This is a genomic window from Alteribacillus sp. JSM 102045, assembly GCF_041949975.1.
Lineage (GTDB): Bacteria > Bacillota > Bacilli > Bacillales > Marinococcaceae > Alteribacillus.
This window is the reverse complement of sequence record NZ_JBHFQG010000005.1, coordinates 67,128-89,671: the sequence shown is the minus strand read 5'-3', so window position 1 is coordinate 89,671 and position 22,544 is coordinate 67,128. Positions and strand designations below refer to the sequence as shown.

Annotated in this window: 23 protein-coding genes and 5 pseudogenes; 14 read left to right on the top strand and 14 right to left on the bottom strand. The window is 42.4% G+C overall.

Translation table 11 applies throughout. The features are described from left to right. Nucleotides 1-55 precede the first annotated feature (55 nt). From ACE1TI_RS05380 to ACE1TI_RS05360, 5 genes and pseudogenes are all read right to left on the bottom strand, one after another. A complete protein-coding gene (locus ACE1TI_RS05380; RefSeq protein ID WP_375006639.1) occupies nt 56-238 on the bottom strand; it encodes a flagellin in 183 nt (60 codons plus the stop codon). Between the two features lie 778 nt (nt 239-1,016). After that, nucleotides 1,017-1,408: pseudogene (locus ACE1TI_RS05375) on the bottom strand (flagellin N-terminal helical domain-containing protein); the annotation flags it as partial. A gap of 4 nt (nt 1,409-1,412) precedes the next feature. Then, on the bottom strand, nt 1,413-1,601 hold the full coding sequence (locus ACE1TI_RS05370; RefSeq protein WP_375006638.1) for an S-layer homology domain-containing protein: 189 nt from the start codon (nt 1,599-1,601) through the stop codon (nt 1,413-1,415). Nucleotides 1,602-1,691: 90 nt separating this feature from the next. After that, nucleotides 1,692-1,754: an S-layer homology domain-containing protein gene (locus ACE1TI_RS05365; protein WP_375006637.1), complete on the bottom strand. Its 63-nt coding sequence runs from the start codon at nt 1,752-1,754 to the stop codon at nt 1,692-1,694. Nucleotides 1,755-1,765: 11 nt separating this feature from the next. Next, entirely contained in the window at nt 1,766-2,083 is a 318-nt protein-coding gene (locus ACE1TI_RS05360) for an S-layer homology domain-containing protein (RefSeq protein ID WP_375006551.1), read from the bottom strand. A gap of 170 nt (nt 2,084-2,253) precedes the next feature. Here ACE1TI_RS05360 and ACE1TI_RS05355 point away from each other — a divergent pair, with 170 nt between their 5' ends. Next, nucleotides 2,254-3,279, top strand: coding sequence for a potassium channel family protein (locus ACE1TI_RS05355; protein WP_375006550.1), 1,026 nt, complete (start codon nt 2,254-2,256; stop codon nt 3,277-3,279). Between the two features lie 113 nt (nt 3,280-3,392). Continuing rightward, the gene (locus tag ACE1TI_RS05350; protein ID WP_375006549.1) at nt 3,393-4,442 is read left to right on the top strand and encodes a 2,3-butanediol dehydrogenase; all 1,050 of its coding nucleotides are present in this window, start codon (nt 3,393-3,395) and stop codon (nt 4,440-4,442) included. Between the two features lie 24 nt (nt 4,443-4,466). Here ACE1TI_RS05350 and ACE1TI_RS05345 read toward each other — a convergent pair whose 3' ends face one another. The 7 genes from ACE1TI_RS05345 to ACE1TI_RS05315 form a co-directional block, all read right to left on the bottom strand. Further along, complete coding sequence (locus tag ACE1TI_RS05345; RefSeq protein ID WP_375006548.1) at nt 4,467-5,240, bottom strand: putative hydro-lyase; 774 nt, start codon at nt 5,238-5,240, stop codon at nt 4,467-4,469. A 198-nt stretch (nt 5,241-5,438) separates the two neighbouring features. Beyond that, the gene (locus ACE1TI_RS05340; protein WP_375006547.1) at nt 5,439-6,728 is read right to left on the bottom strand and encodes a TRAP transporter large permease; all 1,290 of its coding nucleotides are present in this window, start codon (nt 6,726-6,728) and stop codon (nt 5,439-5,441) included. After that, complete coding sequence (locus tag ACE1TI_RS05335) at nt 6,725-7,177, bottom strand: TRAP transporter small permease (RefSeq protein WP_375006546.1); 453 nt, start codon at nt 7,175-7,177, stop codon at nt 6,725-6,727. The genes ACE1TI_RS05340 and ACE1TI_RS05335 overlap by 4 nt, the downstream gene beginning before the upstream one ends. Before the next feature lie 116 nt (nt 7,178-7,293). Continuing rightward, nucleotides 7,294-8,313, bottom strand: a complete 1,020-nt coding sequence (locus ACE1TI_RS05330) for a DctP family TRAP transporter solute-binding subunit (protein ID WP_375006545.1) — start codon at nt 8,311-8,313, stop codon at nt 7,294-7,296. 19 nt (nt 8,314-8,332) lie between these two features. Further along, nucleotides 8,333-9,127, bottom strand: a complete 795-nt coding sequence (locus ACE1TI_RS05325; protein WP_375006544.1) for a carbon-nitrogen family hydrolase — start codon at nt 9,125-9,127, stop codon at nt 8,333-8,335. Then, complete coding sequence (locus ACE1TI_RS05320; RefSeq protein WP_375006543.1) at nt 9,124-9,828, bottom strand: DUF2848 family protein; 705 nt, start codon at nt 9,826-9,828, stop codon at nt 9,124-9,126. Before ACE1TI_RS05320 ends, ACE1TI_RS05325 begins: the two co-directional genes overlap by 4 nt. 11 nt (nt 9,829-9,839) lie before the next feature. Continuing rightward, the gene (locus tag ACE1TI_RS05315; protein WP_375006542.1) at nt 9,840-10,493 is read right to left on the bottom strand and encodes a GntR family transcriptional regulator; all 654 of its coding nucleotides are present in this window, start codon (nt 10,491-10,493) and stop codon (nt 9,840-9,842) included. 299 nt (nt 10,494-10,792) lie between these two features. Here ACE1TI_RS05315 and ACE1TI_RS05310 point away from each other — a divergent pair, with 299 nt between their 5' ends. The 9 genes and pseudogenes from ACE1TI_RS05310 (at nt 10,793) to ACE1TI_RS05270 (ending at nt 18,935) form a co-directional block, all read left to right on the top strand. Further along, a complete protein-coding gene (locus tag ACE1TI_RS05310; protein WP_375006541.1) occupies nt 10,793-11,566 on the top strand; it encodes a helix-turn-helix domain-containing protein in 774 nt (257 codons plus the stop codon). 57 nt (nt 11,567-11,623) lie between these two features. Next, a complete protein-coding gene (locus ACE1TI_RS05305) occupies nt 11,624-12,853 on the top strand; it encodes a PRD domain-containing protein (protein ID WP_375006540.1) in 1,230 nt (409 codons plus the stop codon). Further along, nucleotides 12,843-13,319 (top strand): PTS sugar transporter subunit IIA, encoded by a 477-nt coding sequence (locus ACE1TI_RS05300; protein ID WP_375006539.1) that lies wholly within the window; start codon nt 12,843-12,845, stop codon nt 13,317-13,319. The genes ACE1TI_RS05305 and ACE1TI_RS05300 overlap by 11 nt, the downstream gene beginning before the upstream one ends. After that, nucleotides 13,316-13,592, top strand: a pseudogene (locus ACE1TI_RS05295) (PTS sugar transporter subunit IIB). Before ACE1TI_RS05300 ends, ACE1TI_RS05295 begins: the two are co-directional and overlap by 4 nt. Nucleotides 13,593-13,601: 9 nt before the next feature. Next, nucleotides 13,602-14,943: pseudogene (locus ACE1TI_RS05290) on the top strand (PTS galactitol transporter subunit IIC). Next, nucleotides 14,940-15,872, top strand: coding sequence for a 1-phosphofructokinase family hexose kinase (locus ACE1TI_RS05285; protein ID WP_375006538.1), 933 nt, complete (start codon nt 14,940-14,942; stop codon nt 15,870-15,872). Before ACE1TI_RS05290 ends, ACE1TI_RS05285 begins: the two are co-directional and overlap by 4 nt. 1 nt (nt 15,873) lies before the next feature. Beyond that, nucleotides 15,874-16,527, top strand: coding sequence for a class II aldolase/adducin family protein (locus ACE1TI_RS05280; RefSeq protein ID WP_375006537.1), 654 nt, complete (start codon nt 15,874-15,876; stop codon nt 16,525-16,527). Between the two features lie 816 nt (nt 16,528-17,343). After that, nucleotides 17,344-18,138 (top strand): hypothetical protein, encoded by a 795-nt coding sequence (locus tag ACE1TI_RS05275; RefSeq protein WP_375006536.1) that lies wholly within the window; start codon nt 17,344-17,346, stop codon nt 18,136-18,138. Nucleotides 18,139-18,371: 233 nt separating this feature from the next. Continuing rightward, on the top strand, nt 18,372-18,935 hold the full coding sequence (locus ACE1TI_RS05270) for a DJ-1/PfpI family protein (RefSeq protein WP_375006535.1): 564 nt from the start codon (nt 18,372-18,374) through the stop codon (nt 18,933-18,935). A gap of 97 nt (nt 18,936-19,032) precedes the next feature. On the opposite strand, the pseudogene glaH reads toward ACE1TI_RS05270, so the two are convergent. Continuing rightward, nucleotides 19,033-19,966 (bottom strand): annotated as a pseudogene (glaH, locus tag ACE1TI_RS05265) (glutarate dioxygenase GlaH). Between the two features lie 260 nt (nt 19,967-20,226). Continuing rightward, nucleotides 20,227-21,382 (bottom strand): annotated as a pseudogene (lhgO, locus tag ACE1TI_RS05260) (L-2-hydroxyglutarate oxidase). 180 nt (nt 21,383-21,562) lie between these two features. Here lhgO and ACE1TI_RS05255 point away from each other — a divergent pair. The 3 genes from ACE1TI_RS05255 (at nt 21,563) to ACE1TI_RS05245 (ending at nt 22,469) form a co-directional block, all read left to right on the top strand. Further along, entirely contained in the window at nt 21,563-21,895 is a 333-nt protein-coding gene (locus ACE1TI_RS05255) for a hypothetical protein (RefSeq protein WP_375006534.1), read from the top strand. A gap of 19 nt (nt 21,896-21,914) precedes the next feature. Continuing rightward, on the top strand, nt 21,915-22,235 hold the full coding sequence (locus tag ACE1TI_RS05250; protein WP_375006533.1) for a DUF4387 domain-containing protein: 321 nt from the start codon (nt 21,915-21,917) through the stop codon (nt 22,233-22,235). Between the two features lie 132 nt (nt 22,236-22,367). Next, nucleotides 22,368-22,469 (top strand): putative holin-like toxin, encoded by a 102-nt coding sequence (locus ACE1TI_RS05245; protein ID WP_375006532.1) that lies wholly within the window; start codon nt 22,368-22,370, stop codon nt 22,467-22,469. Nucleotides 22,470-22,544: the final 75 nt, after the last annotated feature.

Sequence of the window (22,544 nt, the reverse complement as noted above, 5' to 3'; positions counted from 1 at the left end):
TGGCGGGTCCTTTGTTATTAATAAAAGAATCAGCTATAAAATAGGGTTGGCTGGTTTATTGCAGCAACTGGAGTATACCTTGCGGCAGCTGGTTAGCTTGAGCTAACATTGCCGTTGCGGATTGGTTTATAATATTTTTTTTCGTGAAATCTGTCATGTTTATGGCCATATCCGCATCGCGTATTTGAGATTCAGAAGAGGTGAGATTTTCTTTACTGTTTGTTACGTTGTTATGAATGTGTTCTAAGGCATTCTAATACGCCCCGAATTTCGCTCGTTCGGAAGAGACTTCCTCTATTACGTCATCCAGGCTTAAAATGGCTGCTTCCGCCTCTTGTTCTTCTACGTTTAATCCTCAATTCCGAGATTTTTAATTCTTGCATCAAACAATTCTATCGTGAACCTATCACCGCTGTTAGGTCCCGTTTGCAGGTCGATATCTTTATACCCTATCTCTGGTTCTTCATCGAGTTCGGTATCCTTAATGATTTGGCTCGAAAGCTCCGGTGTGATATTGGAGGCAATGTCTTCTTTATTTTCGGGCGGGCGAATTCATCATATGCATCGCACTGCATGAACGTATTTGTAGAACCATCATAACTAAAATTTACGCCAAACACGTAGCTTTTTATATCATTTTTATCTAGGGTTGAATTTACATCGCTTTCAGTACTTGAGCCATCTGGAAAGTAATTTATGATCGTGTCATAAGGGGTAGAGGTTCCCCCTAGCGCAAAGTGCTCGTTACTAAGCTGCTCTTGTATTTCTTCCTCATCATCAGTCAACGGCAGTACTCGATCCGGGTCGTTATGTACGGTACTGACCGTAGCCACTTTAATATCTCCATAAGTTAATAAATCATCAACAAATTGAGAAATCCCGCCAGTTACTTTATCAATTTCCTCTTGCATCGTACTAGAGTCATCAATAAAAAACACTACGTCTACCTGACCAGGCTGCACTGAACCTGGGTCTTTTGGTTTTACGACAGAGGGAGGAGCTAAGGTGTTGATTGTATTAAAATCTGTTTCTTCTGCTGTCCGGTTTATTTCTGTCTTTAATTGGTCTATTTCGTTCTGGATATTAGCCCTATCTTCACCAGTTAGTGTGTCATTGGTTGATTGGACGGCCAGTTCTCTCATTCTCTGAAGCATGCTGCGAACTTCATTTAATGCCCCTTCGGTAGTTTGAAGAAGGGATACTCCGCCATTACATTTCTATCAGCTTGAGATAGTCCTCTGATCTGGGTTCGCATTTTTTCAGAAATGGCTAATCCGGCAGCATCATCGCCTGCCTTGTTTATGCGCAAACCCGAAGATAGTTTTTCCATTGTTTTGTTTTGACGGAAGTTATTTTTTTGTAAATGGTTCAACGTGTTTAAAGCTTGAATATTGTTATTGATTTTCAATAGATCACCCTCTAGTTGCATGGAAAAAAGATATACTGTTTTTAACATCTTCTATCCGAAGTTCATCTGTTGTATCTTCTACATATTGTAACGTGCGATTAATAAACGCTGCCATCTGCCCGCGGTTAATTAATTCATTCGGATCGAATTCCGTATCAGACGTTCCGGTTGTAATACCGGTAGCAACAAGGATATCAATTTAGTAGGCCGCCCAGTGGTCTGGACCGATGTCTTCAAAGGTTTTATCGCTGCTGCCGTCTAAGTCAAAAGCAAGGACTAGAATTTATGCCATTTGTGCCCGGGTTAACGGATTATTGGGATGGAAGTTATCAGACTTTGAAAATATCCCTTCGTTCGTTAAGGAATGAATGTAATAGCTCCACTCGTATCAGAGTGTATGTCGGAAAACTGGTGCATGGAAGGAGCCTCTAAATCTACATCCAATGCTCTTCCGATAATCATGGCGCTTTGAGCTCTTGTTAATGATTGATTCGGCCGATATGTGTCATCGGGGTATCCATTAATTATGGCTTGTTCTGTCAAAGCCGTCACATCGTCATATCCCCAAAAATCCTCAGAAATATCTTCAAAGGGACTGGCAGCTTGAGCGGAAGTACCAAATACCCCGGTACTTATGGACGCTGCTAAAGTTAAAGCGGCAAGCTTTTTTCTCATCGTTCTCTTCCCCCCCCTTATTTGGTTGTAGGTCTTAAGTTAGTATATTATAGTTTATGTAAACGAGCAATAAGCGCTGAGTGTAATGTCAAAAGAAGTCTTCCTTCTATGTAGAGGCGCTTGATACCTGTTAATATAATTTTAGCCGAAAAATAAAAGGGGGCGGGTTGATGATCATTTTTCAAAGGCTGTTTTACAGGCTGATTTCTGTCAGCAATCGATTGGTTTTTTTATCTTCTCTTATTCTTATCGGAATAAGTTCGGTCCTTATTTATGCGCTTGAACCGGAAACCTTTGAAAATCCTTTTAACGGGTTTTGGTGGGTGATGACGACGGTTACCACCGTGGGATACGGGGATTTTTCTCCAACAACGGCTGCCGGCAAGCTTTTAGCCATGGCACTGTATATATTCGGCATCGGTCTTATTTCGATTGTGATCAGTAAAGTAGTAGACCAAATCTTTCTCTTTCAGCGAAGAAAGGAGCAGGGGAAAATGGATTTTACCGGGACAAACCATTTTGTCATCATTGACTGGAGCACGAACGCAAAATTAGCTATTCAGGAAATTTTACAAAGTGATTCGGAAGCACAAATTGTATTAATTGATCAGCTTGAAAAAACACCTATGGCTCATGAGCGGGTGCATTATGTGCAGGGAAATCCGATTCAGCAGGCGACTTTGGAACAAGCGAACCTAAAAGAAGCAAGAGCGGTGTTTGTGTTTGCCAATGAAGTCACGGACTTCGGCAATTTCATTCAAGACGCTTCCTTTGTAGACGGCAAAACGCTCTTAATTGCCACCACCATTGAGCGGTATTATGGAGACATTTATACAATTGTGGAAGTAAAGGACCGCAACAACGTGGAGAATTTTGTGCACGTTGATATTGATGAGTTTATTTTAAGCACGGACACGATTTCGCAGATGGCGGTTCGTTCTGCTTTTCATCCCGGAAGCTCAAGGATTATGTCACAGCTTCTTTCCAAGCAGCACGGGGATGACCTTTATGAAATAGGGAAGCGTCCTCATTGGAGCACCTACCGTGATGCTTTTGATGAATTGTTAGCAGAAGGAGCCACCCTTGTCTCGAACGGAGAGAATTTGAATATTAACCGGAAGTTAGATGAGAATATCCCTGAAAATGCACGTTTGTTTGTGATCTGTGATGAAGAAACTTATCAGCAGATCAAGTAATTTGTGATCTGCCTCACAGAATATATATGATTTTTCTACATCATGAAAGAAGGGTTTCGAGCAAAAATGACAGAATAAATAGGCGATGCAACATTTCAAGGAGGGAATGGAATATGAAAGCGGCTGTATGGCATGGTGCGAAAGACCTGAGAGTAGAAGAGGTAGAGGAGCCAAAGGTTTCTGAGCATGAAGTCAAAGTAAAAGTGAAATGGTGCGGGATTTGCGGAAGTGACCTGCATGAATACTTAGCAGGCCCTATTTTCATTCCAACTGAAGAACCTCATCCAATTAGTAAAGACAAAGCTCCAATTGTGATGGGACATGAATTTGCCGGAGAAGTCGTTGAAACGGGCGAAGGAGTGTCCAAGTTAAAAGCAGGAGACCGGGTTGCAATTGAACCAATTCTAGCTCCCCATTCAAACGGGAAATATGAAGACGAAAAATACAATCTCTCTGACCTACTAGGATTTCACGGATTATCTGGCGGCGGAGGCGGTTTTTCCGAATATACCGTTGTCGGAGAACATATGGCTCACAAACTGCCAGAGGAGTTATCCTATGAACAAGGAGCACTAGTAGAGCCTGCCGCAGTGACACTGCATGCTGTTCGTCAAAGCTCACTAAAAGCAGGAGATACCGCTGCTGTTTTCGGAGCCGGACCGATTGGTTTACTCGTGATTGAGGCTTTAAAAGCTGCCGGAGCATCGACCATTTATGCCGTAGAAGTTTCTGATTCGAGAAAAAATCTTGCCGAAGAACTCGGCGCAAATGTGATTGATCCCACTAAAGCAGATCCTGTTGAAGAAATCAAACGTTTGACCAAGAGTGGAGTAGACGTGTCGTATGAAGTCACCGGAATTCCAGATGTATTAAACCAATGCATCAACAGCACCCACAATGGCGGAGAATCCGTTATCGTCAGCATCTGGGAATCCGATGCCTCTATAGAGCCAAATGACCTTGTCATTAAAGAAAAAACAGTTAAAGGTATCATCGCTTACCGGCATGTTTATCCGGCGGTAATGGAATTAATGAAGCAGGGATATTTTAGTGGAGATAAGCTGATTACTAATAAAATTAACCTCGACCAGGTCGTAGAAGAAGGCTTTGAACAACTGGCCGAAGACAAAAGCCAAATCAAAATATTAGTGAAACTAGAATAAAGCAACAGCCGAACTGTTTGGTAACTATTTTTTCAAAAACTCCTCGTTCGTCACATCTGTTACAAACATATGACCGGGGGAGTGGGTGATCATAAGCGGCAGCTTGCTTTGGACAGCAGCCATTTGCGGGGTGACCCCGCATGCCCAGAAGACAGGCACCTCGTCCTCTTTTATCGTGACGGCTTCTCCGAAATCGGGGGAGCTGAGGTCGGTTATCCCGAGCTCGGATGGATCGCCGATATGAACGGGAGCTCCGTGCATGTTCGGATGCTGTGCGGTGATGTCACCGGCTTTTTTTACAAGGTCTCGGTGAATCGGTCTCATCGAAACAACGAGAGGACCGTGAAACACTGCCGTGCTGTCTGTGGGACGGTTCGTCACATACATCGCAACATTTTTGTTTTCCTCTACATGTCGGAGTGGGATTCCTTCATCTATTAGTATGCTTTCAAATGTAAAGCTGCAGCCGATCAAAAAGGTAACCATGTCGTCCTGCCAGAGATCATGAATGGTACTTAGTTCGTTTACCAATTCACCGTTTTGATAGACACGGTACCTAGGGACATCGGTTCGGATATCAGAACCTATCGCCAGCCGGGATTTATATTCCCCGGCGTCCAGTACATCGATGAGTGGGCACGCTTGCTGGTTGCGATAAGCAAATAGAAAGAAATCAAAGGCATATTGTTTTGGCACAATGACGACATTGGCTTGAACATAGGAAGGGCAGTAGCCGGACGTAGGCTGATGAAACGCACCTTCCCGTATTTTTTTTCGAAGCTCTTTTGGTTCCTGCATCAGCTTGCCTCCTTTTTTTAAAAAAATAGCTCTTGGCTTTAGGGGGTTCAGCGGTTAGATTGGTTGATTCAGCTCTTTTTTGGCCGAATTCAGCTCTTAGAAATCCGGTTTCAGCCCTTCTCTGGCCAAATTCGGCGCTAAGAGAAATAAATTCAGTGGTTATCTCGCCGATTTCAGCACTCCGCCCAACGCACTTTTCTACACATTAAAGATCTCACGGTAAAGCTCAGGCAGATACAGACTGATCTCCGGAATGTACGTAATGATCAGCAGCACCGCGATTAAGATACCCACTTGCGGGAAGAGGTGCTTGAACATTTCCTGCACTTTAATCTGCGCAATTCTAGCTGTCACAAACAAGGTCACTCCAAGCGGTGGTGTCGCCATACCGATGGTTAAGTTCACGGCCATTATAATTCCGAAATGAACCGGGTCAATCCCTGCTGCGGTTACAAGCGGCAGGAAGAGTGGTGTGAAAATCGAAACAGCGCTGATCGTATCAATAAATGTGCCTGCGAGCAGCAGAATAATATTAATGACAAGCAGCAGCATGATTGGATTTTCTGCAACGGGACCGAGCATTTCTGTTAATTGAGATGGAATGTTTTTATAAGACAAAAACCAAATAAACAATGACGCTGTTCCAATGAGAAAAACAATCGAAGCCGTTGTTTTTCCTGTTTCGATAAAAACATCTTTCAAATCTTTTAAGCTGAGCTCTTTATAAACGAACATGCCGATAATTAAAGCGTAAACGACTGCCACAACGCCTGACTCGGTAGCGGTGAAAATACCTGAAATGATTCCACCTATGATGATAAGAGGCATAATCAAAGCAAGCATCGCGTCCACCAGTCCGCGGAAAAATTCACCTGGGCGGGGGAGGGACTCCCGGGCTTTGTAGTTATTTTTTTTACCCATAATAAAACTGTATACCATCAATCCAAGTCCCATCAGGATCCCTGGAACAAATCCGGCAATAAACAAATCACCGATCGATACGCTCGCAATCACGCCAAAGAGAATCAATACAATACTAGGCGGAATAATTGGGCCGATCGTGGCTGAGGTTGCGACCAGGCTGGCTGAAAAACCTGTATCATAGTTTTCTCTTTTCATCGCAGGCAGCATCATTCCGCCAATGGCAGCTGCTGCAGCAATGGCTGTTCCTGTTAAGGCGGAGAAAAACATGCTGGCTACAATAACAACCATCGCAAGGCCGCCTGGCATAAATCCGACAAGCATTTGTGAAAAGCGTATTAATCTTTCCGAGATTCCGCCTCTTGTCATCACTTCTCCGGCAAGTATAAACAGCGGCACAGCAATCAAGCTGAAGCTTTCAATCCCTCCGTAGATCTGGCGGGGAACGTTAATCAGCAGGCTTGGCTCTGTGAGAATAATTCCGAGCATGGATACGGCTCCAAGTGCAAAAGCAATCGGAACACGAAGTAATATTAATCCAAATAATAAAGGAATGAGCCAAATCATCGAATCACCTGCCTAACGTGGAAATAAAGCATGAGAATGCCGCTTATTGGTATGGCAAGGTAGACATAAGCGGATTGAATCGGAAGAATACCTACAGTTTGGCCGGAAGCAAAGTTGTTTTGTACCAGGTCAAAGCCATAGTAAATGAAAATAACGATGAAAAAGGAAACAATCACAAATTCCAGGATCGTTGCGGTTTTTTGCAGCCATGCTGGCGAGTTATCCAGGAGGTCTACTTGAAGGTGGTCTTTGTAGTAGATACAGACAACGGCTCCCATTAACACTGCATAAACAAACGTAATCAAAACGAATTCCTGCGACCAGGCCAGCGACTGCCCGAGAACGTAACGGTAAAAAACTTGAAGAAATGTTACGAACACAGTAGCGGCCAAGCATAGAAACATGATTAATTTAATGAATTTTATAAGCAGGGTGTCAAATGTTTTCATGTTTCCCCCTCATTTCTACATCCTGTTAGTAAAGGGCCGGATGCTCTCGCGAGAACACCCGGACTTTTTTTTAGGCTTCCGCCATTGGGAATTGGTGGTAACCCAAGTTTTTCTAATTACTTCGCTGCTTCAATGTCTTCGAGCAGGGAGGACGGTACTTCTTCAGATAGAACATCCTTGACTTCAGAAGTTGCTTCACTAAATGCTTCACGGTCCACATCTTCTGTAATCGTAACCCCGTTTTCTTCTAATGTTTCTAATATTTCTTCTTCTTTGTTTTCAAGCTCTTCACGCTGGTATTCGGTCGTTTCATCAACAGCTTCCTGGACAGCTGCCTGCTGGTCTTCGCTGAGCTTGTCCCAAGCATTATTGCTTGCTACAGTGATCGCTGGAGAGTACGTATGAGCGGTTAGAGAAACATAGTCTTGTACTTCATAAAATTTCATAGAGTCAATGGTTGGCAGCGGGTTTTCCTGTCCGTCGACAACCCCTTGATCCAGCGCGGAATAGAGTTCATTAAAGTCTACTGGCGTAGGGCTGGCTCCTAGTGCGTTCATATGAGCTTCCCACACTTTAGATGGCTGCACGCGAACCTTCAGGCCTTGTACATCTTCAGGAGTAGTAATTTCTTTTTCATTGTTTGTTAGATGACGGAAGCCTACTTCCCAGTATCCAAGGCCTGTCATGTTTTTCTCTTCTACATTTTCCATCAGCTCATCACCAATTTCTCCATCCATGACGCTATACACATGGTCGCGGTCTTCAAAGATATAAGGAATACCGAAAACGTTCATTTCCGGTACCGTATTAGCAAAAGAGCTGTCCGCTGCTACGGTCGTCATATCTAATGTACCGTCTAGAATTTGTTCTACTGCTTCATCTTCACTTCCAAGATTCGCATTACCGTGAATTTCTATGGTCACAGAACCATCTGTTTTTTCTTCGACGAGTTCTTTAAATTTTTCTGCAGCAATGTTGTATTGGTGGGAGTCAGAACCGGTATGCGCAAGCTTTAGCGATACGCTTTCTTCTGTATCACCGCCGGACTCTCCGGCATTATCGGATCCGCCGCCTCCGCAAGCAGCTGCAAAAACAAGGGAACAAGTAACCAATGTCGATAGAATCCATTTTTTCATTATGAAAACACTCCTTATGTTAGTAATAGGTGTAGTATTCAGGTACTCGGCTGTCAAAGACGGGTACTTTTTTCCGGACCTCCTGGACCTGTTCGGGGTGAATGTCAGCACGGACTGTTTCTTCTTGATTTTGGCTTCCTTCCGCGAGCACATTCCCCCACGGGTCTATCGTCATTGATTTTCCGGCAAATTCAACATTGTTATAGGTACCGACCCGGTTGCAGGAGATGATATATACCTGGTTTTCAATCGCCCGGGCCAGCTGTAAATACTTCCAATGCTCTGTTCTTGCTTCAGGCCACTCGGCTGTGATAAAGACAGCTTGTGCTCCTTCAAGAGCAAGCGCCCGGATCAGCTCTGGAAAGCGAAGGTCATAACAAATGATAATGCCTAATTTCAGCCCATCGAGCTCAAAGATCTGGGCCTTATTTCTTCCACCTGTCAAATACGATGGTTCATCAAGCATAGGAACCAGGTGAAGCTTGTCATAGTGATAAACCAGTTCACCTTTGTTGTTGATGATGAGCGCCCGGTTAAACATATCTTCTTCTATTTGATAAGCGATAGATCCGCCGACAAGATGAACGTTGTGCTGTGAAGCAAGGTTTTGTAAAAAAGGAATAGTTTCGCTGTTTTCGTGGTCAGCAATATCTTTAAGCTCCGGTAAAGTGTAAGCTGTCGTCCACATTTCGGGGAGCACAATCAAATCAGGATGGTTTGTCTCCATTTCAACCTGTACCAATTTTTTGACTTTTTCTCGGTTGGCTGCAGGATCTCCTGGAATAATGTCCATCTGCAAAGAAGAAACAATCATGAGTTTTTCACCTCATTTTTTTCAGCGGTTAAATCTTTCACTTTATACTCTAACTCGATCGTTCTGTTCAGGACGGGGTCACTTAAAACCATTTTGTAAGCCTGCCCAAATTTAAATCCATCCAGAAGAGGAACGGTACCTGCAAAGAAAACTGCTTTTTTAATGGAAATCGAACGCTTTTGAAGCATCTCTACAATATTATCGAACGAAAGGATGGCCGAGAATTTATCATTCTGATAAGGCTGCCATTCTCCATCAATCAGAATCTCTGTAGAGAGCGTTAATTCGTCCCAGTGGGTGAGAACTTCATCGATAGGCCAGGCTTCCTTTGCAATTGGTTTGTCGCACACCTGCTTGGATTTGCCGATATCGACGGTTTCGAGTTCACGGTCGGTATGGTCGCTGCCAATGGTGACGAAAAGTTCATCATTGGAGAAAATAAGTGCAATTTCTGCTTCCCCAGAAGTTTCGGCTCCGGACACCTGAATTTCTTCCGCTGTCGTTAAGCTCGAAAGCCTCATCGGATAAAGCGCTGGAATGTTATTGGGGCGGGGGACTCCCAGCTCAGCAAGCTCTTCTACATGAGCTTGTACTTTTTCTTGGTTCCGGCCGGTGTAGCCAATGCAATAAACATAATGAATTGGCACTGTTTTAGATTCCTGGTTGGATTGAAAGGAAAAAGAAATAGACGGTAATGGCATCTCAGACACTCCTATTCATTGTCTACAAGATTTAATAATATATCTTCACTGTTATCAATGTGTATGTGAATCGCTTCTTTGGTTTTTTCAGGAGATCTGGTCTCCAGGGCATCAATAATAGCCTGATGTTCCTGCAGTGTTCCTTTCATTCTTTCTTCATTTTTCACTGCAAGAATCCCAAAACGAAGCATTTGATCGCTTAGATGGTCAAGAAAATGTACAAGACGGCTGTTATTGGTTAATTGAGCAAGGTGCATGTGAAATTTGCGGTCTTCATTGATAAATTCCTGCCGGCTTTTAGAAGCTAAGGCTTCCATGTTCTTCTTGATTTGTTTTAGCTCCTCTAAGCTTTCCTCTGAAATAGCGGAAGCTACTAGTTCACCGACAAAACCTTCATTGGCATAGCGGCATTGAAATACCTCTATGATATCCTGTCTGTCGATGTCTCTCACAACCACCCCTTTCCAGGGCAGAGTCTCCACCCAGTCTTCAAATTCCAGCCGTTTAATTGCCTCTCTAACGGGGGTGCGGCTTACACCGAGCTTCTCAGCAATCGAACGTTCCTGCAGGAAGTCCCCTTGCTGAATATCACCGCTGATAATAGCAGCCTTCAGCTCCCGATAAACCTGGTCCGTATATGAAACAAACTTTCCAATCTTCTTCAATATCTTCCACTCCCTAATGCAGGTTTTGGAAAGACCGATATATGATATTCGGTATGAGGTATCTGGTATACCGGTATTGATTATTATAATAAAAAAGATTTGCTTAATTGTCAAACAGTTTTTAAAATTGCAAGCGTTTTATTTGAAGGATAGGGTTTGAGGGTGCCTGAAAACAATATGCTCACGTTCACCACAATTTTAAATGTAAGCGTTTTTTCTAAGTTTGTGTTGAAAGGATACGCACGGATAACGTGTAATCGTTATACTGAAGGTAACCAATAAGGAAAGGGGGAGACCGGATGGAGCAAATGATGAAGAATACGATGCAGCAGCTTTTAAGCAGTTCCACTCTTTTTATTTCTGATTTAGAAGATCAGTTAAACAGCTCAAAAGGACAAATCGAAAAAGTTATCCAGCTGATTAACGAAGAATTGAAACAGCATAATTTTCATATACTGGCCATTCAGCCGGAGGATCAAATCGTCATTCCTGCTAACGCCAGAAAAGGCCTGAGCGAGATTTTAAGGGAAGCAACTTATTTTTCTATTGATGATTTAACGCCGGAATTAAGAGTGCATCTTATCCTCATTACTCTTCTGGTAGAAAAGGAATCCTTTTCTCTTCAAGATTTAGCAGAGTTGACTGATGTAAGTAAAAATACTGTGCTTCTTGATATGAAACTGATGAAAAAATTAGTAAAGAGCAAATCAATCCAGGTTCAATACAGCCGCAAGCATGGTTATTATATCTCGGGTTCAGAGTATCAGCTTCGCAATTTGCTTGTCACTGAGTTAAAACAGCTCTTTCAATATGAGTTTGCAAGAACCCTTTTAAAACAAAAAAAGCTTATTGATTCGAATGAAGTATTTTTACTGCGGCAGCGCCTATTGCGGGCAGAAGACAGGCTGGAGATATCTTTTACCGATGAGCAAATGGAAGTGCTGCCCGTCCTTTTGCATTTATTAATCAAACGAATTCAGACCTTTCAGAAAGAGTGGATCCCAGAAACGGAAGATTATGGCGTTTTTCATACAGAAGAGTATGAAGCAATTAAACATATGTTTTGGGACTAAAGCGGTCTGACAGAAAAAGACCAGCTCTACCTTACCCTGCAAGTGTTGTCTTCTAATATGCTGGAGGCGGCTGTTCATTTAACACACAGGGAAGAGCTGAGAACAGCCATTGATACGTTTATCGACCAGATCGAAAAAAACTTAGTGACGTATTTGGTTAGAAAAGACGAGTTAAAAGAGAAGCTTTTGCTGCACATCCGGCCGGCTGTATATCGGGTGAAACTAGGGCTACATGTTCAAAATCCCCTCACCCGGATCTTTCAAGATGAACATGCCTCCATATGTTCGATTGTGAAAGGAGCTTCAGGGTCTTTAGAAGACTATATTGGAAAGCCCCTGTCCGAAGAAGAGAAAGTATATATTGCGATGCTCGTTCAAGCCTGGATATATCAAACAAATAAACAAGATGAAAAAATTTTTAAGGCCATGGTAGTCTGCCGAAATGGAACATCGGTGTCAAAGCTATTGTTAGAAACCCTCAAGCTGATGTTTCCGCACATGGAGTTTTTAGGCGCGTTTTCTGAAAGAACGTATGAAAAGAAAGAACCAGTCGATTTTATTTTCACTACCATACCGCTCGATACGACCCAGAAAACGTTCATCGTGACCCCGATTTTGGACCAGAAAGAACGGGCTCAACTGAGAAAAAATGTACGGAAATATATTGAAAGCGACAACGAGAAAAAAGCGAGAGAATTGCTGCATTCCTTAAAAGACCATATTGAAATGGAACAACAGGATGTCATTCACGATAAGATTATAGATTTTTTCGATAAATCCACTGGTACTAAACAGGAGGTCGAGAAAACAGAAGAGAGCGAGCTTCCTCCTTTTTTCACATTTAATGAACAGCATATTCACATTATAAAAGAGGATCTGACATGGAACGAAGCTGTACGTTCGAGCTTAAATCATCTGAAAGCGAGAGGTTCAATTGAATCGCGTTATATCGAGAAAGTGCTGGCTCTTTTTTCAAAAGAAAGTGATCGTATGATGCTCGGTCCTCAAGTGTATTTGCCGCATGCGAAGCCATCGGATGGAGTAAAAAAGGAAGATTTTGATATTAATATTTTTCAAAATCCGGTGAAAATGCCGGACGGCGGTATGGCTAAAGCATTAGTCACGCTTTCACCTGCAGACTTTCAACATCATGTGCCGACGCTGTTAAGTCTTAATGAACTATTTATGGATGAAACCAACTCCCAGAGATTCTTTCAAGCAAAAAACGTATCGGAAGTTGTGAACGTGTTACAACACCACGTAGAGGAGGACCATCATGGCATTTAATGAATTATTTCGTCAAAATCTTATTTTGCCAAATGTAAAATGCGATACCGCTTCTCAGCTATTTGAAAAAGTAGCTAATTGGCTGCTTCAGAAAAACTATGTGAAATCCTCCTATTTAACAGCCTTAACCGAGAGGGAGGAGAAGTATCCGACCGGATTATCATTAGAAACAATCAATGTTGCGATCCCTCATACAGATTGTGAACACATTAGTTATCCCTTTATTGCATATGCCAGCTCTGAAAAACCTCTTTTTATGGGGGATATGGGTGAAAAAAATAAATCGTTAGAAGTCTCTCATTATTTTTTCTTAGGAATCACAGAATCAAAGGCCCAGGTGGAACTGCTGCAGTATTTAATGAACCTTTTTACAAATCAGCAATTTGTTCAAGCGTTAAAAAATGCAAAAAGCGAAAAAGAGATTTTTCAGCTTATAAAAAATCCTATGAGGAGTGAAGTGTTATGAAAAGAGTGATTGTAGCATGTGGTTCAGGAGTTGCAACCAGCCAGACCGTTGCTTCCAAGGTTCAGAAGATTCTGAACGAAAACAAAGTCAGAGCAAGTGTTGAAGCTGTGGATATCAAGTCTTTAGAGCAGTATATCCCTCAAAGTGATGTCTATATCGCCATTACAAAAGGAACGAAAGAGTACAACATCCCCACATTAAATGGAATTGCATTTTTTGACAGGAATGGGGCTTGAAGAAGAGACGAATCAACTCATTAATCTATTAACGTAAAAGGAAGGGATAGATGTAGACGTCCTGCAAAATGTCTTCCAGTATATTTTAGATCTAGGTGCCTCTGTATTTGTACCGTTAATAATGATTATCGTTGGTATAGTCGTAAGAATGAAGTGGAAGGAAGCCTTTAGTGCAGGGATTATTTTAGGGGTAGCCTTCGCAGGGATGGGAGTCGTCATTGGATTTATGTTGGACGCTCTCACTCCTGCCGGCCAGGGTCTGGTCGAACGTACGGGGATCGAGCTTAATATCAGACGCCGGCTGGACTTCGCTAGCTACGCTGGCATGGGCGTGGCCGCTCGCATTCTTAATGTTTCCTTTGCAAATGGCCGTAAACGCACTGCTTCTTGTTATGAACAAAACAGAAACGCTTAATGTTGACCTTTGGAATGTCTGGGGGAAAATTTTAACGGCCGCCCTTGTTATCGGAGTGACAAATAGCGTTGTCCTGGCCTTTGTTATAGCGGCTGTTCAAATGGTAGCAGAGCTTCTAATAGCGGATGTTAATCAAAAGCCCATTGAAAAAGTAACGGGCATTCCTGGTGTGACTGTTTCTAGAGTATTTTTGCTTCCGTTTAACTGGCTGTTGAGCAAGGTGCCGCTGTTTGATCGCCATATCGGTGCGAATACATTAAAGGTATATTCGCGGAAAATCATGTGATGGGATTTATCATCGGTATCCTTCTAGGGATCGCAACCGGGTACACGGTTCCTGAAACGCTCACTTTAGCGATTCAAGCAGCCGCTGCATTAACGCTGTTCCCAATGGTAGCCAAATTATTTATGCAGGCGCTATCTCCATTGTCTGATGCGATATCTGATTTCATGAAAAGTCGTTTTAAGCACCGGAAATTGCATATTGGGCTGGACTGGCCGATTTTAGCAGGAAGCAATGAACTCTGGGTGGCCGTCATTGTCTGGGTGCCCATTACATTGCTGTACGCCATTATTTTGCCTGGAAACAATGTGCTGCCATTTGCAGGCATTATAAATATTTCTCTAGCTGCTCCGGCCCTCATCATTACCGGCGGCAATTTATTGCGGATGATTGCGCTTGGTTTAATCACAACACCTGTTTTCTTGTATATTGCTACAGGATTTGCCCCAACGATTACGCAGCTGGCTCAAGACACGCAGGCTATTGCTTTACCAGATGATTTCCTGGAGCACCATCGAATACCCGGTTTTCCGCTATATTTTTGCCCAAGTTGGAGACGGTCATATTTTTGGTTTCCTGTTTGTCGGCATATGGGCCGCGCTGTTTTTTCTTTATTTAAAAAAAATGAAAGCACGAAATGCAGCTGATGCCACAGCAGAGGAGACAGAATATAAGGAGAATGTAATGTGATTTATACAATTACGCTGAACCCTGCGATTGATCATATTTTGTTTACAAAGAATCCATTGGAAAAAAGGAAAAATAACAGAATGTACAAAAAAGAGATAGATCTAGGCGGCAAAGGGCTTCATGTTTCACACACGCTCACTTGTCTGAAAATTCCTAATGTTGCTCTGGCGTTTGCGGGAGAGCGGAATGCCAATACGTTTAAAAAGATTTTAGAAGATAAAAGTGTAGACTATGAGCTTTTTTTAGAAAAAAAGACAGCCCCCCGCATCACCTATGTACTGATGGACCAGGCAGAGGAAGGCAGCTTAATGGTGACAGAGCATGGATTTCAAGTCTCCAGGCAGAACCATGAAAAACTCTGCCAGTATTTAAAGTCGGCTGTGAAAACAGAAGACACGGTTATTCTGTCCGGGTCCTTACCTCCTGGTTATCCAGTCACATGGTGGGAGGATGTTCTTTCTATCCTAAAAGAAAAGCAATGCACCACCGCCTGTGATGTAAGCGGAAAAGCGTTAAAAACAGCAATTGCTATGGAAGTAGATTTTATAAAACCGAATGAACAGGAGCTTAAAGAATTGTTTCCGGCCGGAGAACAGGATTTGACGCAGCTGCGGAAGCTGAACCAGAAAGTCCCTTATGTGATTTTTTCAAAAGGTTCTGAGGGAAGTACGGCGTTTATCGAGGGGAAAATTTTTAATGTGCATGCCCCAAAAGTAAAGGAGTGCAACGACACAGGCGCCGGAGATGTGTTCGTAGGAGCCCTGTTTGGCGCAAGAGAAAAGGGCTCGTCATGGAAAGAAGCGCTGACGTTTGCAGCAGGCTGTTCGGCGTCGAAAGTGACCAAAAGCAATAGCAGTGATTTTGATATAGAGGAAGCAAACACGCTTTGTTTGCAAACGAGTATTCAAGAAGTGAAAGGGGTTTATTAATTTGCTATATAGAAAAGAACGAGAAGATCTCTGTAAGGTTGTCAGGACAATGTTTCAGCGCTTTGAAACCAATGCTGCTGGCGGGAATGTAAGTGCCCGTGTAAATGATGATCATATTATTATGACTCCGACATTAGTGTCTCAGCAGAAATTCTGCGATTTACAACGGCACGAAATTCTAGTCGTCAATATGAACGAACAAAAGGTAGAAGGCGACGGAAACATTACAAGAGAAATTAACATGCACATGGCCTGCTATCGTGAAAGGCCTGATATTGGCTGCGTGCTTCATGCCCATCCAAAGGAATCTCTCGTATTTGCTGCTATGGGAATGGAAATGCTTAATATAACAGAAGCTACGCAAAAGCTTGGAACTATACCAACGCTGCCATTTGCACCTGCTACTTCTCCTGAGCTTGCAGAGATTGTCAGAAGCTATGTACAAACAAGACAGGAAGATGCTTTGCCGCTTGCCATGCTGTTAAATAAACATGGTATCGTCGTTCTCGATAAAAACCTGCGAAAAGCTTTTGATATGCTCGAACGAATTGAATATAACGCCTATGCCGCCTACAAAGCTCTTATCTTAGACTCGTTATCGATTAAAAAAATCGAAAACAACTCGCGCGAACTGGAATTTAATCTCGAGGAGTAGGACGGTGCCGGTGTTCGTAAAAATGTTGGTATTATAAGCTCAGCTGATTTACTTGTACTAATAGATATGTAATTAAAATTTTGAGAAGAACAGTATAAGTGCAACGAGGCAATGGCTCGCACCTAAAGAAGGCTTGGCGCGAGCCATTTTTCTTTATTTGTCTGATGAAGTGAAAAGTAGCGCAAAATACATGTACAGAATAAGTGTTGAAATGGTAGCATTATTGGGGTGCTAGGCAAGCTGCTGTGTATCTGGGGAGAAGAGAAGTTGTGCATAAACATAAGTTTGAGGAAATCGTTTAAATATGCTGGGAAGGGGTTCATTTCTGCCAGAACTTAGTGAAATGTCCCCAATTATGTGGGGCCAGACCCCGAATTAAGGAACAGCATCAAAAGTAACTAAAAATAGGAAATGTACATAAAAGAAGAGAAGTTATTCATAAATGATAGAAATTTGTTCATATTAGCTTCAAAGCGGCGCATAAATGCTCGCACCTAGAGCAAATGCCCCCTTGGTACCGCGCATAATGTGGAAAGCCAGCCCCCACGATAAAAGCGTAATCCCGCTTATAATATGTTAGTCATAAAGTATAAAAGTCGAGTCATAAATCAGAAAAAGTGTTCAAATTTGCCCCGCATGCGTGCATAAATCCAATATGGCGAAACAATCCCATTTAAATTTGTTCATAATATGGAGGGTCTGGCCCCAAAAAAGTACCCTGTTGTATGGCCATCTATAAACCAATCCTCCCAGCAAACGCTGGAAGGATTGGTTTATGATATAATAACAACATCATACAAGAAAGGAGGCAAGATGATGGATAAAATACTAGAAATGATTCTTAAAGAAGTCCAATCTTTGAATACACGAATGACTTCGATGGAATCTGGATTCAAAAGCATGCAGACTGAGTTCCGAGAAGAAATGGATAGTGTGAGAAATGGAATGGGGAGCATGCAGACCGAGTTCCGAGAAGAGATGGATAGTATGAGAAATGGAATGGGGAGCATGCAGACCGAATTCCGGGAAGAGATGGACAGTATGAGAAGCGGAATGGGAAACATGCAGACCGAATTCCGGGAAGAAATGGATAGTGTGAGAAATGGAATGGGAAGCATGCAGACTGAGTTCCGGGAAGAAATGGATAGTGTGAGAAATGGAATGGGAAGCATGCAGACCGAATTTCGGGAAGAAATGGATAGTGTAAGAAATGGAATGGGAAGCATGCAGACCGAATTCCGAGAAGAAATAGGAAGTGTAAGAAGCGATATTGGAAGCATGGAATCAGACATTCGGACAGATATGCGAAACATGCACTCTGAAATGAAACAAGAAACGAGTGACATCCGGTCTGAGCTTAAAATGGAGTTTGGAAATGTAAGAAAAGAAATGAACGGAATGGAGAGCAGTTTAAAAGAAGACATGCTGTCAATGAAGGAAGAATTGTTAGAAGGTCAGAGCAGACTAGAAAAGAAACTTTCGAGCATCCCTGAAAATTATGAAAGGTTAGAGGCCTTTGTGGCCGGCCAGGAAAAGACCTTAGAGAAACTTGCCAAACGATCGATTGATCAAGAAGCAGATATTGATATGTTAAAACGATCCATCCAGTAACATCCCTCCCCTGCGGTGGTGTGTCTCAAAACCACCTTTTATCCAATATTTTCCCTAGATATAAAAAATTTTATAACATTCTTTTGCAGCCGCTTTACAGGGCTTATTTTTCATGCTTTTTTTTTGAAATATTTTCTGACTCACACAGGTTTTACATGGGCTTCCCTGTAGCAGACCATATCTTATGATAAAATAAGGAAGTAATAGATTATGGAAAAATCGTGTGAAGGAGGATGTTTATGGCATCTAAAAAAGTTCTTATTGTCACTGGAGACGCCGTAGAAGCGCTTGAAGTGTATTACCCTTATTTCCGCTGTTTAGAGGAAGGATTTGAAGCGGACATCGCAGCTCCTCATAAGAAAAAGTTAAATACGGTCATCCATGATTTTGAAGACTGGGAAACATACACCGAAAAGCGCGGTTATATGATTGATGCCAACCTTGAGTTTGCCGAGGTGAATGCGGAAGACTACGATGGGTTGATTATCCCAGGCGGACGAGCTCCTGAACATATTCGGATGAATGAACATTTGCCCGGCATTGTTACTCATTTCTTTGAAGCAGACAAGCCGATTGCCGTGATGTGTCATGGAAGCCTTGTGCTGACCCCGATTGCTGAGGTGGTGAAGGGGCGGAAGTTGACTGCTTACCAGGCGTGCAAGCCTGAAGTGGAAAGCATTGGCGCAGAATATATTAATGAAATGGATTATGTCGATAAGAACCTGGTTTCCGGTCATGCTTGGCCTGATCTGCCAGCCATCATGAAAGAGTTTGTGAGACAAGTGAATGAAGCTTAAGGAATTTAACAGGAGCTCTCCAGAAAGAGAGCTCCTTTGATGTTACTTGTACTTTAGGAAAGTCTCGGCAAGCCGAGTTTTTCTAATTATTAATGATTTACTCTTGAAAACGTCCGCGCTGTCGCAGCAGTTCGCGGTGGAGTTTTTCATTTTTCTCAAAAGCAGCTCTGCCGTCCAACCCAGAACAGGTTATTAACCATGACTAGGTGGCCGACAGGTAAATCCAATTCAATAACATTTTCATCTTCTTCCATAGATTGAGAAAGGTCCCGTAAATATTTGGCTTCTTCGATAGTAGACGGGTTTGCAAATTGATCGATAAAGCAAAGACAAGGTTCACCGTTATGATGGAAGAAGGTTTTTCTGCTGATTTCTTTATTGACGTTTTTGCTAGATGGTGCTTTATAGGTGATCTCTTTTTGTGCAAAGGGGTGTTGATAGAAATAATCGAGATCTTTCCAATCATCAAGGTGAAGCAGTCTGGATTCCCCGCCAACTGCATTCTCTTCCTGCATTTTCATCATTAAGAGCCAGTCCGTCGATTCATCTACAAACGTTCCGTCCGTGTGAAATGTAAACAGACGATACGCTTGTCGAAGGTACGAGTCACTTTCGTCAGTGTGTTTTACTGTAAATCAGGCATAATATTTTCCTGACATAGCATCAAAGTTGCATTCTCCAATAAGATGCGTTAAAGCGGTAGAAAATAATACATATTGATCGGTGTTTGTGGTGTTTTTTTCTAATCCAAGGGTAAATCCTCCTGTTTGCCGGTCCTGTAAAATAGTTTGTACGGTTTTTGTAAAGGCTGTGCCGAGTGTGTCCTGCAGCGCGCCTGCAACGATAAATCTCTTATAAGGAACATATTCAAGCTCCTGGACTTCAACATTTTTTACTTTTTCAAAAAAAGCATCCAATGCTTCTTTATCAATGTTAACTTGATACATCCTGCTGCTTTGAGAGTAGGGGACGAATTGGTAGTTTTTCGTTTGAGTCGAAAAGTCCAGTACTTTTTCTGCTGTCATGCTCATAAATATTCCTCCTACAATAGTTTTAACAATAGAAAAAGCCAGCCGTCTACCTTTGTGCGTGAACAAAGGTTTCGGCTGGCTTTAAGAGACGTTCTGGCTTTCTTTGGCAGGAAAGGCCTCGTCTAATAAACAGCATAATATTTATAATAGCTATATGATCATATAAACTAGTGCGTTTACGAAGCAAAAGGGATGAGGCCCCTCGAGCGGAAAACGTTATATACACTATAGCAAGGAAAAATGTTATTGTCAAAATATTTTTAACTCACGCTTACTTTTTTATCTTGCATCTGCCGGTATACCTCTTCGCCAATCTGCAAGGCGCTGGTGGCTGCAGGGGAGGGGGCATTGCATACGTGAAAACTGTGACGGCCAGCGATAATATAAAAATCGTCCACCAATGTGCCATCTGAACGAAGGGCTTGGGCACGCACTCCAGCAGGAGCGGGAACAACATCTTCTTCAGTGATGGCAGAAATGAGTTCCTGCAAACTTTTCACAAATGCTTTTTTGCTAAGAGATCTTTTCATTTCGGCTGTCCCTTCTTTCATGTACGAAGAAGCTAGACGCCAAAATCCTCTAGAACCAAGTACTTGCGCAAGGTCTTTTAAATCCAGGGTTGTTTTTTGGAATAACCTTCACGTTTAAAAGCTAACACTGCATTAGGTCCGGCTTCAACACTGCCATCTATCATTCTCGTAAAATGCACGCCTAAAAATGGAAAGTCAGGTTTTGGTACAGGGTAAATAAGATCACGTACAAGATTTCGTGATGCTTCTTTTAATTCATAATATTCTCTCGAAAAGGTACGATCTGCATGTCCAAATAGTAGCCAGTCATTTGGGCAATTCTATCACTTTGTAATCCAGCGCAATTTACCAGTTTTCTTCCGTGAATCGTTTTATTGCCTGTTTCAATAGTGATGGAGTCTTTTTCATATATGCGTTGTACTTCTTCTCCTAAAAAGAGATCTGTTCCTTTTTGCTGGATGAGAGAAACCAGAGTGGTACTAACTTGCTTAAAATCAACGATGCCAGCAGCTGGAACTTCAATGGCAGCGACGCCTTGAACATAAGGTTCTCTTTCTAGAAGTTTGCTCTTCTCCATCCAGTTGACCGTAAGCTTGTTTTGTTTGCCGCGCTCATAGAGGTTTTTCAAAGCTGGAAGCTGCTGATCATTGGTAGCAACTATAACTTTGCCGCATTGTTCATAAGAAATATCATGTTTTTTACAAAAAGAAACCATAGAGGTATTTCCTGCTTTGGCAAAGCGAGCTTTGTAGCTTCCCGGCCGGTAATAAATTCCTGAGTGAATCACTCCGCTGTTATGGCCTGTTTGATGAGCAGCCACTTCTTTTTCTTTATCTAATACAGCGATCGTTGAAGACGGTTCATGTTTGTGGATAGAGTGAGCAATGGCTAAGTATTATCCCATCAAAGGAGACATTAAAGTAAAACTCGAAGGCTCCGGTAAAGTGGGGGAAAATATATTGGCATTGCGGGAATTCGCGATCCATATACCATTAAAAACATTGATAAAGTGGTAGATTTCACCGAGGAGCAGGTAGCGGAAGAATTTAAGGGAGAAGACTACCACTTGAATTTGAAAGTTTTTGGAAAAAATGGAGTAATGGGAGAACTAGAGCCGGTAAAAGAAATTAATTCCCACGAACTGTGTGTCGTCATTGAGGGAATTGCCCAATCAAAAGAAGTAGCAGAAGCTTTGACTTTATACGCAACAAGACAAATCTTTTATGCTAGATTACCTGAAGTGAAAGGAACACCCGGCACAGCTGCTTACCTTATTGATGATGTCATTTACGCTGGGCCAACTTACACATGGACTTTAAATCATACCGTACCGGTACAAGATCCATTAGAGCTGTTCGATGTTCATCTCACGGAAGTAGACAATATGGTCAAATCCTAAAGTGGTGGAGGGAAAAATAATGAAAGAAACGACTTTAAAAGATTTAGCTAAAACGATTAGAAGTAAAAATGCAGGAACAGATCGTGTTACCTTTGACATTATTTTCCGAGAAAAAGAAGAGTATGAGCTCGTGAAAAATTCAGGATCTCTGACGAAAGAGAAAATTGCTGAGCTTTACGACATAGAAACCGATAGAATTACCGACTTTGTGGAATATGAACCGGCAAACGCTATTAAATTTACGTTGAAACGGCCTCGTCCAAGCGGGGATCCCGGTGATGGAGATATTTTTGGTTCCCAGCAGTATGCCCCGTTGTTAGATGTGAAGGTGTCTGTGTAAATCTATGGCGGTGTTCGCTGATAACTTATATGGAAAGCTCCATCTTCCGTACTATCTATAAAAATCCAGCAAAGTGATATAATGGAAAGGTAATAGTTTTGGTAAACTCAAGGGTGGTTCGGCAGCATCCCCATGAAGAGAGGGGGTGGTGCCTATATGATGACGGTGTATGAGGCGTTGATGCTGATGGTCACGTTCGGAGCGTTGATCGTGGCTTTGCTGTCACAAAAATAAATCACCCTTGAGTTGACGGCTCGAGCGGGTGATTTATTTTCTCCTGGCCGATCCCCCTTGCAGGGAACCAAGCTA

What these genes read in the sequence shown, in the direction of transcription:
- ACE1TI_RS05360 (WP_375006551.1), bottom strand. Translation starts at nt 2,083, where the DNA reads ATGAGAAAAAAGCTTGCCGCTTTAACTTTAGCAGCGTCCATAAGTACC.
- ACE1TI_RS05355 (WP_375006550.1), top strand. Translation starts at nt 2,254, where the DNA reads ATGATCATTTTTCAAAGGCTGTTTTACAGGCTGATTTCTGTCAGCAAT.
- ACE1TI_RS05350 (WP_375006549.1), top strand. Translation starts at nt 3,393, where the DNA reads ATGAAAGCGGCTGTATGGCATGGTGCGAAAGACCTGAGAGTAGAAGAG.
- ACE1TI_RS05345 (WP_375006548.1), bottom strand. Translation starts at nt 5,240, where the DNA reads ATGCAGGAACCAAAAGAGCTTCGAAAAAAAATACGGGAAGGTGCGTTT.
- ACE1TI_RS05340 (WP_375006547.1), bottom strand. Translation starts at nt 6,728, where the DNA reads ATGATTTGGCTCATTCCTTTATTATTTGGATTAATATTACTTCGTGTT.
- ACE1TI_RS05335 (WP_375006546.1), bottom strand. Translation starts at nt 7,177, where the DNA reads ATGAAAACATTTGACACCCTGCTTATAAAATTCATTAAATTAATCATG.
- ACE1TI_RS05330 (WP_375006545.1), bottom strand. Translation starts at nt 8,313, where the DNA reads ATGAAAAAATGGATTCTATCGACATTGGTTACTTGTTCCCTTGTTTTT.
- ACE1TI_RS05325 (WP_375006544.1), bottom strand. Translation starts at nt 9,127, where the DNA reads ATGATTGTTTCTTCTTTGCAGATGGACATTATTCCAGGAGATCCTGCA.
- ACE1TI_RS05320 (WP_375006543.1), bottom strand. Translation starts at nt 9,828, where the DNA reads ATGCCATTACCGTCTATTTCTTTTTCCTTTCAATCCAACCAGGAATCT.
- ACE1TI_RS05310 (WP_375006541.1), top strand. Translation starts at nt 10,793, where the DNA reads ATGGAGCAAATGATGAAGAATACGATGCAGCAGCTTTTAAGCAGTTCC.
- ACE1TI_RS05305 (WP_375006540.1), top strand. Translation starts at nt 11,624, where the DNA reads ATGCTGGAGGCGGCTGTTCATTTAACACACAGGGAAGAGCTGAGAACA.
- ACE1TI_RS05300 (WP_375006539.1), top strand. Translation starts at nt 12,843, where the DNA reads ATGGCATTTAATGAATTATTTCGTCAAAATCTTATTTTGCCAAATGTA.
- ACE1TI_RS05275 (WP_375006536.1), top strand. Translation starts at nt 17,344, where the DNA reads ATGGATAAAATACTAGAAATGATTCTTAAAGAAGTCCAATCTTTGAAT.
- ACE1TI_RS05270 (WP_375006535.1), top strand. Translation starts at nt 18,372, where the DNA reads ATGTTTATGGCATCTAAAAAAGTTCTTATTGTCACTGGAGACGCCGTA.
- ACE1TI_RS05250 (WP_375006533.1), top strand. Translation starts at nt 21,915, where the DNA reads ATGAAAGAAACGACTTTAAAAGATTTAGCTAAAACGATTAGAAGTAAA.
- ACE1TI_RS05245 (WP_375006532.1), top strand. Translation starts at nt 22,368, where the DNA reads ATGAAGAGAGGGGGTGGTGCCTATATGATGACGGTGTATGAGGCGTTG.